This window comes from Hyphomicrobium nitrativorans NL23 (assembly GCF_000503895.1).
Taxonomy (GTDB): domain Bacteria; phylum Pseudomonadota; class Alphaproteobacteria; order Rhizobiales; family Hyphomicrobiaceae; genus Hyphomicrobium_C; species Hyphomicrobium_C nitrativorans.
Genome location: NC_022997.1, coordinates 3,435,967 through 3,451,122 on the forward strand (window position 1 = coordinate 3,435,967; position 15,156 = coordinate 3,451,122).

Here is a 15,156-nt window from a genome sequence, read left to right on the forward strand (position 1 = left end):
ATCGTTATTCGAATTTCTGCAAAGGCGGCGGCCGCTCACGGCGTGGGCGAAACCACGACCAGATAGGCGATCGCTTCGGACCCGGCCGGGTTCTCGATCGCGTAAGGCGTGCCTCCTTCGAAGGCGACGGCGTCCCCTTCGGCGAGCGCAATCGGCGTCTCGTCACCGATGGAAACGGTGAGGCTGCCATGCGCCACGACCAAGCTATGGCGTGTGCCGATGGGGGCTGCGGGGCAGGCCTCACGGTGGCTTCCAGCAATGTGAAGCTCGAAAAAGCCGGTGGAGGCCGCGCGCCCGTGGGGTAAGAGGCTGCGGCTCGCATAGCGGCCCTCGCTGCCGACAAGAAGGCTCGCACCGCTGCGGCTCAGAACCACCGCGAGGGGCTCGCTTTCACTCGCCACGAGCGTTGCAACGGGGACGCCGAGGGCGTCCGCGACACGCCACAGCAGGCTCACGGTCGGCACGCTCTTGGCCGTCTCGATCTGGCCCAGCATCGCACGGCTCACGCCCGACAGCTCGGCAAGACGCTCAAGCGACAAGCCATGCGCCTTGCGCAATCGGCGAAGGTTTCCGCCGACGATGAACGGGACATTGCGGGCGCCTGCCGGTCCGCCGGGCGGGCGCACCTCCGGCGAGACACCCGCCAGGCGGCCGCCGTCTTCGGTTTCTGTTCGTGACATCGCGTATGCTGTGATTGTTCTCATGGCTGCCAAGGTAACGGAGCACCGGCAGCGGACGAACCAAGAAGAAATGATGTTCTTATACGCGGACGCGAAAAGGACGCGGTGCCGCGCAAACAAAAAGGGCCGCCCCGGAGAGCGGCCCTTCCCGTCAACTGATCACCGGGAGAAGGTTGGATCAGAACTTGATGATACCGCCGGCGAAGACGAGATCGAGGTCTTCGAGGTTCGCAGCGGTTGCCGGACCGGCGGCAACGCCGCCCACGACCTGCGACGCAGTGAGGTCCGCCTCGACATGCCGGTACGAGAGATAAAGCGTGAGCGCGGCCGCGTCGAACCCTTGCGCGACACCGAAGCCCACCGACCTCAGCTCCGTCGAAAGGACGGCGGCGTTGCCCGCGGCGCCGGTTCCGGCGAAAGTCGCCTCGATCGTGCGATTGTTCGAACCACCGCTGTAGTCGTAGTACTCACCATAGATGGTGGTCTTGCCGAACGGCGTCCACTTGCGCTCGATACCGGCCTGGATCGACCAGAACGTTTGCTCGTCGTCCGCCGCGATCGGGCCTTGGAACAGGGCCGAATGCGAGGCCAACTCATCTTCCTTCACGCCAGCAGCCGCGTTCAGGAACAGGCCGGTGGGGTTGTGAAGGATGCTGACCGAACCGCCGAACTGATTGCATCGTGTGTCGGAGTTCGTGCCCACGCCGCCGCCGATGAAGGCGCACGCCGTCTGGGTCTGGCTGCCGTCCGTGATCTCGCCGTAACCGATGCCGGCAGCGACCTTGAACGGCCCCAGCTCGCCGGCATACCGCAGGGCGATATCCCAGTAGTCGTCGTTGGCCCACGTCGCCGAGGCGGTGAAGCCCGCCAGTTCCGGCGTCCGGTAGGTGACGGCATCGAAGCGACGTTCACCCTCGCCCGGCTGATCGCCGTGCACGCCGATGAGGCGACGATACTGATACCGCCCGCTGAGCGCGCCGGCACCGTTGCGCAGGCTCAGGCCGAGGCCCGTGTCCTCGACGTCCGAATACTTCGCGAAGTCCGCGGTCTGCGTCAGGTTGATCTCGGTGATCTGATCTGTCGCAGTGCCGCCGCGTCCAACCGTCACCCGGCCGAGGCTCTTGTTGTCGATGTACCAGTGCGAATCACGCAGATCCAAACCGGACTCGCCGGTCGGATCGTCCTGCGTGAAACGCTTCGAGTTTGCCGACCGGACGCCGATCTCAAGACGGTAGCCCGCAGACCACTCGCTGTTGATCTTCGCGTTGCCGCGGAAACCGATGCGCGTCCGCGAGTTGTCGTTGGTGTAGACACCAACGTTGCTCTCGAAGCCGTCGTCCCAGGCCAGAACGCCCTGGTTCACCTGGCCGTAGACGGTCAGCGACACCTTGCGGTTGCCCTTGCGCGCCGTGGTGGCTTCGAGCTCGGCGATCCGTTCTTCGAGATCGGCGCAGCAATTCCCCCCCAGGTCTGCCGCGAACGTTTGCGTCGCCCCCACCGAGAGAAGCAGGCCGGCTGCGGTCGCAGCAACGAACCCCCTTCTCAAATTCACACCCCCAATCATCCGACACTCTCCGTTATGTTAGATCGAATTCTGATATAACGCATTGATATTACTGATATTTTCTCGATTCACTCCTTCAAGCACAAGCTTTGATCTGCACCAGCCGTCATAAATTCAAAGATCTGTTGCATTTTGGATGCGCCGGTGGCTGCTCAGACACGCACAGCGTCCACGATGGTCGTCGAAAGGTCACGATGGATAAGACGCGAGCGGGCTTGGTCGAGGGTGTCCTCGCGCTCAGACGGCACATGCGGCCACTCGCCGCCAACGGGCAGCTTCGTACCCAGCGTGAACTGATTTGCTTGCGCGCGCCCGTTAAAAAGCAGCCGCTGCAGGAGCCGGAGACCGCCGGGCCAAGGGCCGTAGCCGCTCTCCGTATTGATGTGGCCGGCCGCTCCCACGCTCACGAAATCGGCATCCCACGCTCCGGCGAGACGGGCTGCACGCTCGATGCTCAGCCACGGGTCGTTGGACGACGCGACAACGACGGCAGGGAAGCCGAGCGGGCCGTGCGGCAGCAGGTCCGACACACCGAATTTTTCGGGATCTGCCGGAGCAACGAGAAGCGCACCCGCGATCCTGTGGCGGTGGTCGTCCGCCGCCTGGACGGCCGCCAGCGCACCGAAGCTGTGCGCCGCGATCAAAACGCGGCCCGGACTGCGGGAAATCTCGCGGCGAACGCGGCTCGACCATTCTGCGAGGTCGGCGCTTTTCCAATCTCGCTGTACGACGCGGACTGCGCCGGGGATCTGCTCTTCCAGCCAGGTTTGCCAATGTGCGGCGCCACTGGAATTCAAGCCGGGAACGATAAGGGTCGTAGGTTCAAGGTCGCTGGCGGTCATGGCGAATATCCTTCAAGCCAAATGTCGTTTGCGGTGCTTTGGAGGGCTCAAACTCAATGCGAGCGTCAACAGAGCGAGGCGATCGGCTTTACGGAACGACAGAGCATTTCGACCTGGAAAAACTGGCTGCCTTGGGAAACCCAAGTGAGCGGCCAACCGAGCATCACATAGGGTGCCGATGCGGCATTCCTCGTCTGTGGCGTTGCGTTGACCATGGGGCATTCTTTCTGTGTCGGGATCGTCAGGGGCTGCCGCCCCCGAACTCCTCCGGGAGGAGTGATGGGAGAGCGCGGGAGCGGCAGAACCCTAACTTTCAGGCGTGTTTAGCTGCGCTGTTCGAAGATCTGATCGAAGACCGCGCCGTCTTTGAAGTGCGTCTCGAAGGCCTTGTCCCAACCACCGAACGCATCGTCGATAGTGAACAGATTGATCGGCGAAAGCTGATCCTTGTACTTCTCAGCAAACTGCTGGTTGCGCGGACGGTAATAGTGCTTGCCGGCCAGATCCTGGGCCTCGTCGCTGTAGAGGTATTCGAGGTACGCCTCGGCGACCTTGCGCGTGCCTTTGCGGTCGACGTTGACATCAACGACACCGACCGTCGGCTCAGCGAGGATCGAGATCGAAGGCAAAATGATCTCGAACTTGTCCGGGCCAAGCTCCTTGGTCGCGAGGTGCGCTTCGTTCTCCCAGGAGAGGAACACGTCGCCGATGGCACGCTCGGTGAAGGTGGTGAGTGCGCCGCGGGCGCCCGAGTCGAGAACGGGGACGTTCTTGTAGAGCTTCGTAACGAACTCCTGGGCCTTCTCGTCGCTGCCGTACTTCAGCTTGGCGTAGTGCCAGGCTGCGAGATAGTTCCACTGCGCGCCGCCCGAGGTCTTGGGGTTCGGCGTGATCACGGCGACGCCTTCCTTCACCAGATCGTCCCAGTCCTTGATGCCCTTCGGGTTGCCCGTGCGGACGAGGAAAACGATGGTGGAGGTGTAAGGCGCTGAGTTGTCCTTGAGGCGCGACTGCCAGCCTTCGGGAAGCAGCTGGCGCTGCTGGCGGATCGCGTCGACGTCGCGGGCGAGAGCGAGCGTGACGACATCGGCCTCAAGGCCGTCGATCACGGCGCGCGCCTGCTTGCCGGAGCCGCCGTGCGACTGACGGATCGTGAGGTCTTCGGTGTTGCCCTGCTCTTTCCAATGCTTCTTAAAGAGTTCGTTGTATTCCTGATAGAATTCGCGCGTCGGATCGTAGGAAACGTTCAAAATCTCGGTGGCGTAAGAGGCTGCGGCCAGCCCCACGACACCGGCCGACGCGGCCAGCGCAAGAGCAGTTCGGCGGGAAAATTTCAGAAGTGACATGTGATGGTTCCTCTCCAATGAGATCAACTGGGAGGACCCTAGGCGTGGGCTTGCTTGCGACGAACCAAGAAGAAGTGCTGAGCTTATGAACGAACGCGAACTCTCTCTTTGTGACGGAAAAGAGAGGGGGCGTCAGGCCGCGCCCCGCCCCGCTTCACGCTGCCCTTTGTTATATCGCTCCGGATTGTATCCTTCGCACTTCTTGTTATTTGACGCTCGAAGCCCGAAACGGCTTGATGGGCTTGCGACACGGTCCTCGTGCTCGCCGCGGTGATTTGAGGTTCGCTTGCGCCGCGTCATCAAACGCTAAGGAGCATCCATGTCGTCCTTCGCTTCCCTTCGCGGCCAAGATGCCGCAGCCCGTCTCTCGGCCAGCCTTTCGCGCACTCTCTCGTGTCGGTGTTGTTGATGCCATGAGCCTGGATGCACCCTGCGCATCCGGCATTTGAAACCCATCACATCGTTCACGAGTTAGCCCGCCGAAAACGGGAAAGGACGAGACTATGTCAGACGCCTATGTCATCGAAGTCGCCAACGAGACCGCCGGTATCGTGGTGCGCCAGGAGAACGAGAAGACCTATCGCTTCCATGCCTCCCTGCCCCGCTACTATCCGCTCGACGGAAAGCTTTTCTCAGCTCCGCGCGACGCCGAACGGGCTGCGATCGCGCAGTTCGGAAACCGCTTTAGGCAGAAGGCGAGGGCTGCATGACGGCTTTCGGGGCTGGCCTGCATGGCTCTGCCCAGGCATGCAGGCCAGACCCGCCTATTTCGCGGATTTCTGCTTCTTTTCTTCCCTTCAAACGGTCGCTCCGCATCCTGCATGGCCGTGTGTCTCCCTGGACCAGGTCGTCACCGGCCGCGGTTCTGCCTCGGGCCGGCTCGCTTCAACGAGCCGGCCCCTTTTTCGAGCTTCTTCTTTTCCGTTCCGTCTGAGAAAGGGTCAAACAGATGACGTTCTTCCGCAAAGCTCTTGTCGGCGTCGGCCTAGGCGCCCTCGCCGTCGCGCCGCTGGCGGCGCACGCCGATAGCACAACGCTGCTCAACGCCTCCTACGACGTGTCACGCGAGCTTTATAAAGAGATCAACCCGGCGTTCTCCGCGCATTGGAAAGCGGCGCAGGGGAGCGATGTCACGGTCAACCAGTCGCATGGCCCTTCGACCAAGCAGGCGCTTGCCGTCGCATCGGGTCTCGACGCCGACGTGGTGACGCTCAACCAGCCGACCGACCTCGATCATCTCGCCGAAAAGGGCGTGATCGCGGCCGACTGGAAAAGCAAATTCCCGCACGACGCGGCTCCGTACACCTCGACCAGCGTGTTTCTCGTGCGCAAGGGCAATCCGAAGGGAATCAAGGACTGGAACGACCTGACGAAGCCCGGCATCTCCGTCGTCATTCCCAATCCGAAGACGTCAGGCAACGGGCGCTACACGTATCTCGCGGCCTGGGGTTACGCGCTGGAGAACCTCAAGGGCGACGACAAGGCGCGTGAGTTTGTCGGCAATCTCATCGCCAACGTGCCGATCCTCGACGGCGGCGGACGTGGCGCCACGACCTCCTTCACCCAGCGCGATGTCGGCGACGCCCTTGTGACGTTCGAGAACGAGGCCAAGCTCGTCGCGGCCGAGTTCGGAGACCAGTTCGACATCGTCTATCCCTCGCTCAGCATCGAGGCCGCGCCACCTGTTGCCGTGGTGGAGAAGGTCACGGCAAATCGCGGCACGGCCGCACTCGCGAAGGCCTATCTCGACTACCTCTTCGAGGACGAGGCGCAGGCCATCATTGCCAAGCACAACTTCCGTCCGCGTAGCGAGGCAATTCTTGCGGCCAATGCCGAACAGTTTCCGCCGATCAAGACGTTCAAGCTCGAACAGTACTTCGAGAGCTGGGCCAAGGCTCAGGACGACCACTTCAAGGACGGCGGTGTCTACGACCAGATCGTCGAGGCGCAGGCGCAGGCCAGGAGCAACTGATGAGCTGCACGCCAAAGGTTTAGCGCTTCGACCCCGGCCGCTATCCCCGGCCGGGGTCTTTTTCTTTCGCGTGACCATTGCGGCTCGGCGGAGCGAACTCGTTTATCCCTTACCTTCGTCCAGAATTTTTCGCACCTTGAACGCGAGATCTTCAAGGCTGAAGGGCTTGGTGAGCAGGCCGGTGCCCGCATCCAAAATGCCGTTGTGCACGATTGCGTTGCGCGTATAGCCCGTCGTGTAGAGCACCTTGATGTTCGTCTGCAGCCTACGCACGAGGTCGGCAAGCTCCCGGCCGGACATTTCGGGCATCACGATGTCCGTGAAAAGCAGCGAGAACTTTTCGCCTCGCTCGAAGATGCGAAGCGCCTCCCCAGGTCCCGCGGCCTCAGCAACGGTATAGCCAAGCTCTCGCAACGCCTCGACGGACAGGGCGCGGACCCGGTCGTCGTCCTCGACCACGAGAATGGATTCGTTTTTTGCGCCACGGTAGACCGGCAGAGGCGGCACAGGATCGGCTTCCTCGACGTCGGCACTGTGGCGTGGCAGGTAGATCTTGACCGTCGTTCCGATGTTCGCTTCGGAATAAATCTTCACGTGCCCGCCCGACTGGCGAACGAAGCCGTAAACCTGACTCAGACCGAGGCCCGTTCCCTTGCCGACTTCCTTGGTGGTGAAGAACGGTTCGAACGCCTTGGAGATGAGATCCACGCTCATACCGCAGCCGGTGTCGGCAACGGCGATCATCACGAACTGGCCCGGCGCAATCGCGTACTCCTGGGCGTAGGCGTCGTCCACGAAGACATTCTGCGCTTCGATCGTGAGCTTGCCGCCGTTCGGCATCGCATCGCGTGCATTGACTGCAAGGTTGAGGATGGCGTTTTCCAGTTGCGCCGGATCGGCCTTGATCTGCCACAGCCCCGCTGCGATCACCGTCTCGACGTCGATGTTCCCTCCCAGCGTTCTGGACAGGAGCTCGCTCATGCCCGCCACCAGCCTGTTGATGGCCAGCGGCTCCGGGGAAAGCGGCTGCTGGCGGGAAAAGGCGAGCAATCGCTGCGTCAGGATCGCCGCACGGTTCGCGCCGTCGATCGCCGCCTCAACGAAGCGGCCGACATCCGTGTCGCCGCGTGCGAGCCTGCGCTGGAGAAGGTTCAATCCGCTGATGACGATGGCCAGCATGTTGTTGAAGTCATGCGCGATGCCGCCCGTGAGCTGGCCCACCGCCTCCATCTTGTGGATCTGGCGCAACTGTTCCTCGATCTTGGAGCGCGCCTCCACTTCCTCGCGGACACGCTGCTCCAGCGTGGCATTCAGCGTATGGAGCGCCGCTTCGGCCCGGCGCCGCTCCGCAACTTCGCGCTCGGCAGCCTGGATCAGTCGCGCGTTGTCGATGGCCGTCGCCGCCTGTCCTGCAATGCCGACCAGAAGCTCCTCATGCTCTGCAACGAATTTCGCCGGTTCGCCGTGGCCGAAGAAGAGCCCGCCGATCACCTCGCCCGTCCGCGAGACAACGGGCACGGCCAGATAGCTTCTGACGGGAAGGTGGCCTTCCGGCATGCCGTAATGGGGGGCACTCTTGCCGTAGCGCGGATCGTTCGGGATATCGTCGGAGCGGACAATGGCGGATCCGCTGAACGTGGGCGCGAATACAGCAGTGTTGCGCGGCATCGGGAACTTATCGAACTTGTCGCGCGACACGCCCGACAAGGCGTAAAGCATGTAGCTCTCGCCTTTTTTGTTTGCGACGTTGTAGAAAAATGCACCGAATTCGGCGCCGACGAGATCCGTCGCAGCGTCCGTTACGATTTCCACGATACGGTCGACGTCGAGCTCGGCTGCGACGGCGGCGCCGGTGCGGTTCAACACCGCGAGCTTATGGGATTCGGCACGGATCGCCCGTTCGGTCTCAAATTGCTCGGTGACGTCGTTGCCTTGGACGAAGATCCCCGTCGTCTCTCCATCTTCCGAGACGATCGGTTGATAGATAAAATCTAGGAAACGCTCGTTCGATCCGCCGCCCGACTGCTGGATCTTCACCGCCACCCCGCGCCCAACGTATGGCTCGCCTGTTTCATAGGCGCGATCCAGAAGATCGAGGAAGCCTTGCTCAACGATCTCCGGCAGCGCTTCCTTGACGGTTTTTCCCGTCACGTCGCGATGACCCACGAGCGTCTTATACGCCTGATTGGCCATCACGAAGCGATGCTCCGGCCCGCTCAAAACCGACAGGAACCCCGGTGCCTGCTCGAACATGCGCTTCAGGCTTTCGCGCTCGGCTTCGAGCGCGCGCTGAGCCTGGATCTTCGCGGTGATCTCCACAACGATCGCCATGACGCCGATGGGAACGCCCTCGTCGCTCAGAAGGGGCGAATAATCCAGGTCCAACCAGACTTGCTCGGGCTTCCCGTCACGGCGGTAAAGGGTCAGCGGGAACTCGCGGTAGGCGAGCGTTTTGCCTGAGAGGCCGGTCCTCATGATGTTATCGTTGAAATCGGCAACCTCCGGCCAGCCCTCACGAACCTTCGAACCGAAAAGTTTGGGATGACGGTCGCCGGCAAATCCCGAATAGGCATCGTTGTAGATCATGATGCCGTCCTCGCCCCACAGCGTCACGATCGGAACATGCGATTGGAGGATCAGCCCAACCGCACTTTTTTGGCTGAGTGGCCAATCTTCAAGCGTGCCGAGCGCCGTCCCCGTCCAATCGAACGCCGCGATGATGTCGGCGACTTCTCCGCCACCTGTCAGGAATGGGTGCGCATCGGATGTTGGTTTCTGCAATGGACGCTCTTAGCGGATATGCCTATCGGGCCTGCACGTCTGTCTTCAACTCACGCCGAGCAGCGAATCTCCCCGACATGCCGCGCAGCACACCGCCGTGCCCATCGCTCCATAACGGTTGAACGAGCCTCCGCAACCCGTGCTGCAACCCAAAGCTTGCCGAAGACGCTTCGCCGCCTTCTGCCTACCCTCGCCTGTCAACGCCAAGAATGACGAAACAGATCCTGGCAGGGTTCGCAGAAGCGGCCGCTCTCACCGCCCCCTGGATTAGCCGCTAACTCACGCTCCGGGCTTAGGTTCCCCGAAGGCACTCCACCTTGCCGCAAATTCATGCGCGGAGCTTCGCAAACCGGTGCCGAACGGCCTTGTCAGGAGATCCACGCCGACAACAACCGGGCAGAGGCCCCGGCAAGGTCATCAGCAAATCACCGCGCAGCGGTCGCCAGCTTTTTTTGGATTGAAATGAATTGGTGCGGACGGTGGGAATCGAACCCACACGACGTTGCCGTCTCAGGATTTTAAGTCCTGTGTGTCTACCAGTTCCACCACGTCCGCGGAGGCCCGCTTTATGCGACGATCCGCGTCCAGGCTCAAGCCGGACCGTTGAGCCTCGCCCCCGAGCTTCCGTAGCGGATTGCGGCGCGGAGCAACAGGTAAAGCGTCAAGGCGTTGAGCACATGCCACAGGAAATGCGTTCCGACCACCAGGTCGCCAAGCCGGATGCGGTTGCAGAGTTCGAGATCCAATGTGCGGAAGGTCATCGAGGCCAGGAACACCACGCCCGCAAGTCCTATGAGCCGCCAAGCGGGATGGCGGAGCGCGGCGAGAAGCGCGGCCGCGCCGATCAGCGCGAAAAAGGCCGGGGCATAACCCAGGGTGCCGTTGAAGCAGCGGGCCCCCGTTCGCGAGGTGATCGGCAGCAGGGTATCGTATCGGCATTCGATGGTGCCGGAGTACCAGAGCGTGGCGTAGAAGGCGGCGACACCAGCCACCGCCACCAGCCAGTGCAGCCCGAGGAAGCGCCTCAATACGAATCCGAAGTAGGCTAGCATGAAGAGCGCAATCGGGATTGTGTCCGCGAGTGCCGCCCAACGTGTTGCATAGGTGTGAAAAAGGAAGCTGCCGGCGCCTATGGTGTACGTCAGCAAGATCAGCAACGCCGCCGACGTATGCCGGCGCTCAGGGGGTGCTGCCCAGTAATCCCGCGTTGCGACCGCAGCTGCGACGATGAACGCGCCATTGGTCAACGCATTCATTGGCTCTGCCCAGAACGCCGGGTCTTGTCCGCGCTCGCAGTAGATGAAGATCTGTTGACTGAGGCTCATGGACGAACGCTCTCGGAGCTAAGACGCGGCGGGTTTAAAGGCTCTGGCGATGAAAGCGCGCGCCTCGCACGCTTGCTCCGTTGGTGCGTGAGGTCGGTTGCTTTAGGTCGTGAACCCAATCAGGATGGCATCACGGTGCGAGGGCTTTTGTTCGGCTGGCAGGAGCAAGGTCGCAGCAAACCTCTACGGTTTGGCAGACCATGCGACGCCGCCATCGGGCAATCTTGTCTCATCGTGACGCCATCCTGATTGGGTTTGGAGCCTAGGATGTGCGGGTTTGGATGCGCGTTCAATCCCCTGGCGGTGAGATGCGCGCGAGCATAACAAAGGTCTGAGCCCATGCGATGCGCCATGGTCGTTGCCGCGTGCTTTCTTCCGGTGCTGTCCGCGCCCGGTGCCGAGGCGCGCCGCGATACCGCTCCCAAATCCGTTAAGGCTTGCAGCCAGCACGGCAACGGTTGCCTTGTGGCGCCTGTGCGCAAAGCGCGTTTCGGCCTCGAAGCCCAACTCAAGAGCGGGACGTGGATCCCTTGTCGGGGCGATTGCCGCGAAACGATCCGCCAGGACGTGCTGGATTTCTGGGAGACGCAAGCCGACCGGGCGCTCGCGATCGGCCGCTAAGCCAGCCGGACCGGGCCGATCCGGTCAGTTGGATGCGCGCCGTTCGAGTTCGGGCGCGGGAGCGGGCGGCGTTCCGCCGGAAGCCTGTTCCATCAGCGTTCTGAGCTCGGTGGGGTCTTCGATGTCGATGGTGTGCGGAAATTCCGGATCCTTACCCCGCACGTGCTTCATCACTTCGCCCTCGGCGCTGTAAAAAATCGTGCGCGGAATGTACGTGCCGTCCGGCGCGAACGCGCCGTTATCCTGCGGACGCCGATCCACATCGACGAGCACCATAACGAAGTTGCGAGAGCCAGCGACAACGCCCGGATCTTTCCAAACCTCGCGGTAACGCCGGCAGGCCTTACACCACTCGGCGTGGAACACCATCACGAGCGGTTTTCCGGTGCGCGTCGCTTCCCGGATGCCGGGACCCACATCGCGCCATTCGATCTCGGCTCCGTTCCACGCCTCCGCGAGGTTCGGAGCGCGCGGAGCAGCGGGTGCCTGAGCCATTGCGCCCCAGGCAAGAAGCGCAAACGCGGCCGCAATGGTGCGCTGACAAGATGGTCCGACGAGTGTGCGAAGCGACATCGACATGGATAATCGGGCTCCCGACTTGAGATGGGATGTTTTCCCGGATCCTGACCGCCGTGGCAAGCCTCATCGGGAACCTAAGGAAACGAAACGGCCGGGCGCGCGTCCGCTCCCGGCCGGTCTCGATCCTTCATCGCTCTGCGTCAACTCTGCGCGAACGCAAGGAGATCGGCGTTGAGCTGGTCCTTGTGCGTATCGGTGATACCGTGCGGCGCGCCGGGATAGACCTTCAACTCGGCGTGTTTCACGATTTCCGCCGATGCGCGTCCCGCCGCGTCGATGGGGACAATCTGGTCGTCATCGCCGTGCACGACGAGGGTCGGGACGTCGAACTTCTTCAGGTCGTCGCGGAAGTCTGTCTCAGAGAATGCCTTGATGCTGTCGTAGGTGTTCTTGTGACCGCCCTGCATTCCCTGGCGCCAGAAGCTGTCGATCGCACCTTGCGAGGCCTTGGCACCGGGCCGGTTGAAGCCGAAAAACGGCCCGGAGGCGATGTCCTGGTAGAGCTGAGAGCGGTCGGCGATCGAGCCTGCCCGGATGCCGTCGAACACCTCGATGGGGAGGCCGCCAGGATTATCTGCGGTTTTCACCATCAGCGGCGGCACGGCGGAAACGAGCGCGGCCTTGGCCACGCGCGCCGTGCCGTGGCGGCCGATGTAGCGTGTCACCTCTCCGCCGCCGGTCGAGAAGCCGACGAGGATCACATCGCGAAGATCGAGGTGCTCGATCAGCTCGGCGAGATCGTCGGCATAATGGTCCATGTCGTTGCCGTCCCACGGCTGGCTCGAACGGCCATGGCCGCGCCTGTCGTGGGCGATCACGCGGAAGCCGTTGTTCGCGAGATGGAGCATCTGCGATTCCCAGCTGTCGGCGCTCAGCGGCCAACCGTGGCTGAACACCACGGGCTGCCCCTTGCCCCAGTCCTTGTAATAGATCTCAACGCCGTCCCGGGTGGTGAAGGTGGTCATGACGTGTCTCCTTCGATCGCGGGCCGCAGCCCTATTAATAGCTCACGATTAAATCGTGTGCGATTTATTTAGACCCTCCTTGTCCGGCTGTCAAGCGCTTGCGATTAAATCGCGTGCGATTATATTCGGAGCACGCCGATACGTCCTGGAGATTCGCCGCATGGCCGAAAAAACTCTCAACCTCGACAACGCCTTATGCTTCGCAATCTACTCGGCGAACCACGCCGTCACGCGCGCCTATAAGCCGATCCTCGATCCCCACGGGCTCACGTATCCGCAATATCTCGTGCTGCTTATCCTGTGGGAACGCGACGGCCAGACGGTGGGCAGCATCGGCCAGCGTCTCTTCCTCGAATCCAGCACGCTCACTCCGCTTCTCAAACGGATGGAAAAAGCGGGGTCCGTGCGGCGCGAACGGGCCGCCGACGACGAACGGCAAGTGTGCATCTTCCTGACGGACGCCGGCCGTGCGCTTCAAACGGCTCTCGCAGACGTGCCGCGGCGCCTGCTCGCGGCCTTCGGATGCGGCGCCAGGGAGGCCGAAACGCTGCACGATCAGGTCACGACGCTGCGCGACAACGTCGCGAAGGCCAGCTCCGAATGATCTCCGATCATTCCCAAGACAGGACTGAGCTTAAGGTTCGAGAAAGGCTGAGCCACCTCATTTTCCCAGGAGAAGATCCTCAGGAGTAAGCATTTGTCATTGTGGTGGGACTAATATCAGCGCTCTGATTGCAACTATCTTCCGGAGTTGCCCGATGTACGGGTGGCGGGGTTTCCTCGGCCGCATTCTCGATCCGTTCAGGACGACGGTCTTCGGGCCGCTCGGCGATACTGCATGCGCCTCCGTGCAGGTCTCTCCGCCGGCCGATGTGCCCCTGCCGAGCGTCGATCATTTGGTGTGGGTGCTCGACGAGGTGCTGGAACAGGCCCGCCTGCTGGGCCCGGAACCGCAGACAGAGCCGGTCGATGTGCGCGCGCTCCTCGCGCAGATCGTCGGACGGTACGATGCGGATCGCGTGCTGCTCGCTCCCGTTCCGTGGCCGGTTTTCGTTCTTGCCAAACCGCCGGTGCTCACGCGCGTTTTCGAAATCCTGCTCGACACAGCCGTGGGAAGCAGCACACGCGCAACGGTTCGGCTGGATCGGGGGCTTTCCGCGATGGTCGCTCATGTGGACGACAACGGTCCGGGCGTCCCACGCTGCGCACGCGAGGTTCTTCTCGCGCGTCCTGCACCCCATGAAGGCCGGGGCGACACACTCGCGACCGCGCGCCTCATCGCCCGTGCAATGCATGGAGACGTGACGATATCGTCCTCTCCCGAAGGCGGGGCACGCTTCACCGTGCGGCTGCCGATCGTTCCGGACGGTCTGCTGGAGTATGCCGCAGCCTCTTAGGTGGCGCGCGGGCGCGACCTCGCTGCATGCAAGCGGCGAGATCAGCGGCGCGCCTTTTTCGAGATTGAGGGCCCGATCCAGCCCCTTCGCCGTATCCAAGCCCTTGACGCCCGCGAGGTTCGCTCCGTCGAAGTCCGCGCCCGTCACGTCCGCCCCCGTGAAATCCGCGCCGGAAAAATCGACCTGGACGAGATCGGCCTCAACGAGACGCGCGCCGGTAAGGTCCGCGCCGACAAGGCGCGCGTGCGTCAACACGGTGCGCGTCAGATCGGCATGACGCAGCGTGGCGCCAGAGAAATCGCAGGACTTGAGAACATTGCGCGCGAGCGTGACGAGCGTGCCCTGGCCGGGCCGCGCTTCGAGCGGGCTCAAATCGGCACGGGTGAGATTGGCGCCGCGGAAGTCGGCTCCCGATAACTCCGCCTGGACGCGCACGCCCGTCAGGTTCGCGCCGGCGAACCGTGGCGCATCGGACAAGCTGTTCTGTAGGTCGGAGTAGACCGTCGGCCTGAAAATGGTCGCTCCGCGAAGATTGGCGCCGGAGAAGTCGGCGCGGATCAGAACGGCCCGATCGAGACGCGCCCCGGACACGTCCGCGCCCTTGAGGCTGGAGCCCGTGAAATCTGTGCCGTAGAGGTCGGTGCGCGTCAGCGTGGCCTGCTTGAAGTCGAGGCCCGACAAATCAAGGTAAGTCAGCTTGTGGCCAGCATAGTTCACGCGCTCGCCAGGCTTGGCCTCGAACAGCATGCGCGTGACCTCGCGCGCAGTGAGGTCGGCTTCGGGCGAGACGTTCTCCGTCGCGACAGCCGAGGACCACGGTGCGCTGCTTGCGCCGGTGGCCGCGTGGGAGGCCGCGAGCGCCACGCCGAGGGTCATACTACCCGCTGCGATGACTATCGCTCTCGTCTCCAGGCGCAATGCCATCATGGCGTTCTGCGATCCTTCCGGTTTCCGCATCCTGCGGGCGGCTCATCCGCTTCGGTTGCGCCCCGATCATTCCCGAGCCGCATCGGGACCGCAAGCACCGCAGAGACACAGGCCATGGGCAACCCTCCTCGCACGCCCCCTTTGAGACAATGGCATC

13 protein-coding genes, 1 tRNA gene and 2 pseudogenes are annotated in these 15,156 nt (G+C 62.7%); 5 read left to right on the forward strand and 11 right to left on the reverse strand.

What is annotated here, in order from left to right; all coding sequences use genetic code 11:
• Positions 1–35: 35 nt before the first annotated feature.
• The 4 genes from W911_RS16055 to W911_RS16070 all read right to left on the reverse strand — a co-directional run bounded on the left by W911_RS16055 (position 36) and on the right by W911_RS16070 (position 4,432).
• Positions 36–680, reverse strand: a complete 645-nt coding sequence (locus W911_RS16055) for a helix-turn-helix transcriptional regulator (RefSeq protein WP_023788597.1) — start codon at positions 678–680, stop codon at positions 36–38.
• A gap of 178 nt (positions 681–858) precedes the next feature.
• Positions 859–2,244 (reverse strand): porin, encoded by a 1,386-nt coding sequence (locus W911_RS16060; RefSeq protein WP_023788598.1) that lies wholly within the window; start codon positions 2,242–2,244, stop codon positions 859–861.
• 152 nt (positions 2,245–2,396) lie between these two features.
• The gene (locus W911_RS16065; RefSeq protein ID WP_023788599.1) at positions 2,397–3,086 is read right to left on the reverse strand and encodes an RBBP9/YdeN family alpha/beta hydrolase; all 690 of its coding nucleotides are present in this window, start codon (positions 3,084–3,086) and stop codon (positions 2,397–2,399) included.
• Positions 3,087–3,409: 323 nt separating this feature from the next.
• Positions 3,410–4,432: a sulfate ABC transporter substrate-binding protein gene (locus W911_RS16070; protein ID WP_023788600.1), complete on the reverse strand. Its 1,023-nt coding sequence runs from the start codon at positions 4,430–4,432 to the stop codon at positions 3,410–3,412.
• Between the two features lie 503 nt (positions 4,433–4,935).
• On the opposite strand from W911_RS16070, the gene W911_RS16075 reads away from it, so the two are divergent.
• Positions 4,936–5,142: a hypothetical protein gene (locus W911_RS16075; RefSeq protein WP_041316692.1), complete on the forward strand. Its 207-nt coding sequence runs from the start codon at positions 4,936–4,938 to the stop codon at positions 5,140–5,142.
• A gap of 239 nt (positions 5,143–5,381) precedes the next feature.
• Entirely contained in the window at positions 5,382–6,404 is a 1,023-nt protein-coding gene (locus tag W911_RS16080) for a sulfate ABC transporter substrate-binding protein (protein ID WP_041316695.1), read from the forward strand.
• A gap of 102 nt (positions 6,405–6,506) precedes the next feature.
• Here the strand turns inward: W911_RS16080 and W911_RS16085 are convergent, their stop codons facing one another.
• From W911_RS16085 to W911_RS16095, 4 genes and pseudogenes are all read right to left on the reverse strand, one after another.
• Entirely contained in the window at positions 6,507–8,723 is a 2,217-nt protein-coding gene (locus tag W911_RS16085; RefSeq protein WP_425277593.1) for a GAF domain-containing hybrid sensor histidine kinase/response regulator, read from the reverse strand.
• A pseudogene (locus tag W911_RS19045) lies at positions 8,697–9,185 on the reverse strand (PAS domain-containing protein); the annotation flags it as partial. The gene W911_RS16085 and the pseudogene W911_RS19045, both read right to left, overlap by 27 nt.
• Positions 9,186–9,653: 468 nt before the next feature.
• Positions 9,654–9,740: transfer RNA gene (locus W911_RS16090), tRNA-Leu, on the reverse strand.
• A 35-nt stretch (positions 9,741–9,775) separates the two neighbouring features.
• On the reverse strand, positions 9,776–10,510 hold the full coding sequence (locus W911_RS16095; RefSeq protein ID WP_023788603.1) for a ceramidase domain-containing protein: 735 nt from the start codon (positions 10,508–10,510) through the stop codon (positions 9,776–9,778).
• 351 nt (positions 10,511–10,861) lie between these two features.
• Here W911_RS16095 and W911_RS16100 point away from each other — a divergent pair, with 351 nt between their 5' ends.
• Positions 10,862–11,131 (forward strand): hypothetical protein, encoded by a 270-nt coding sequence (locus W911_RS16100; protein ID WP_023788604.1) that lies wholly within the window; start codon positions 10,862–10,864, stop codon positions 11,129–11,131.
• 24 nt (positions 11,132–11,155) lie between these two features.
• Here the strand turns inward: W911_RS16100 and W911_RS16105 are convergent, their stop codons facing one another.
• Together W911_RS16105 and W911_RS16110 are read right to left on the reverse strand one after the other, a co-directional pair.
• Entirely contained in the window at positions 11,156–11,710 is a 555-nt protein-coding gene (locus tag W911_RS16105; RefSeq protein WP_023788605.1) for a thioredoxin family protein, read from the reverse strand.
• 140 nt (positions 11,711–11,850) lie between these two features.
• Complete coding sequence (locus W911_RS16110) at positions 11,851–12,675, reverse strand: alpha/beta fold hydrolase (protein WP_023788606.1); 825 nt, start codon at positions 12,673–12,675, stop codon at positions 11,851–11,853.
• A 160-nt stretch (positions 12,676–12,835) separates the two neighbouring features.
• On the opposite strand from W911_RS16110, the gene W911_RS16115 reads away from it, so the two are divergent.
• Both W911_RS16115 and W911_RS19050 read left to right on the forward strand, forming a co-directional pair.
• Entirely contained in the window at positions 12,836–13,279 is a 444-nt protein-coding gene (locus tag W911_RS16115) for a MarR family winged helix-turn-helix transcriptional regulator (protein WP_023788607.1), read from the forward strand.
• A 154-nt stretch (positions 13,280–13,433) separates the two neighbouring features.
• Positions 13,434–14,072: a sensor histidine kinase gene (locus W911_RS19050; protein WP_081717871.1), complete on the forward strand. Its 639-nt coding sequence runs from the start codon at positions 13,434–13,436 to the stop codon at positions 14,070–14,072.
• Between the two features lie 126 nt (positions 14,073–14,198).
• On the opposite strand, the pseudogene W911_RS19055 reads toward W911_RS19050, so the two are convergent.
• A pseudogene (locus W911_RS19055) lies at positions 14,199–15,029 on the reverse strand (pentapeptide repeat-containing protein); the annotation flags it as partial.
• Between the last annotated feature and the right edge of the window lie 127 nt (positions 15,030–15,156).

Coding starts and splice junctions, on each gene's coding strand:
- W911_RS16055 (WP_023788597.1), bottom strand. CDS start 680: ATGTCACGAACAGAAACCGAAGACGGCGGCCGCCTGGCGGGTGTCTCG.
- W911_RS16060 (WP_023788598.1), bottom strand. CDS start 2,244: ATGATTGGGGGTGTGAATTTGAGAAGGGGGTTCGTTGCTGCGACCGCA.
- W911_RS16065 (WP_023788599.1), bottom strand. CDS start 3,086: ATGACCGCCAGCGACCTTGAACCTACGACCCTTATCGTTCCCGGCTTG.
- W911_RS16070 (WP_023788600.1), bottom strand. CDS start 4,432: ATGTCACTTCTGAAATTTTCCCGCCGAACTGCTCTTGCGCTGGCCGCG.
- W911_RS16075 (WP_041316692.1), top strand. CDS start 4,936: ATGTCAGACGCCTATGTCATCGAAGTCGCCAACGAGACCGCCGGTATC.
- W911_RS16080 (WP_041316695.1), top strand. CDS start 5,382: ATGACGTTCTTCCGCAAAGCTCTTGTCGGCGTCGGCCTAGGCGCCCTC.
- W911_RS16095 (WP_023788603.1), bottom strand. CDS start 10,510: ATGAGCCTCAGTCAACAGATCTTCATCTACTGCGAGCGCGGACAAGAC.
- W911_RS16100 (WP_023788604.1), top strand. CDS start 10,862: ATGGTCGTTGCCGCGTGCTTTCTTCCGGTGCTGTCCGCGCCCGGTGCC.
- W911_RS16105 (WP_023788605.1), bottom strand. CDS start 11,710: ATGTCGATGTCGCTTCGCACACTCGTCGGACCATCTTGTCAGCGCACC.
- W911_RS16110 (WP_023788606.1), bottom strand. CDS start 12,675: ATGACCACCTTCACCACCCGGGACGGCGTTGAGATCTATTACAAGGAC.
- W911_RS16115 (WP_023788607.1), top strand. CDS start 12,836: ATGGCCGAAAAAACTCTCAACCTCGACAACGCCTTATGCTTCGCAATC.
- W911_RS19050 (WP_081717871.1), top strand. CDS start 13,434: ATGTACGGGTGGCGGGGTTTCCTCGGCCGCATTCTCGATCCGTTCAGG.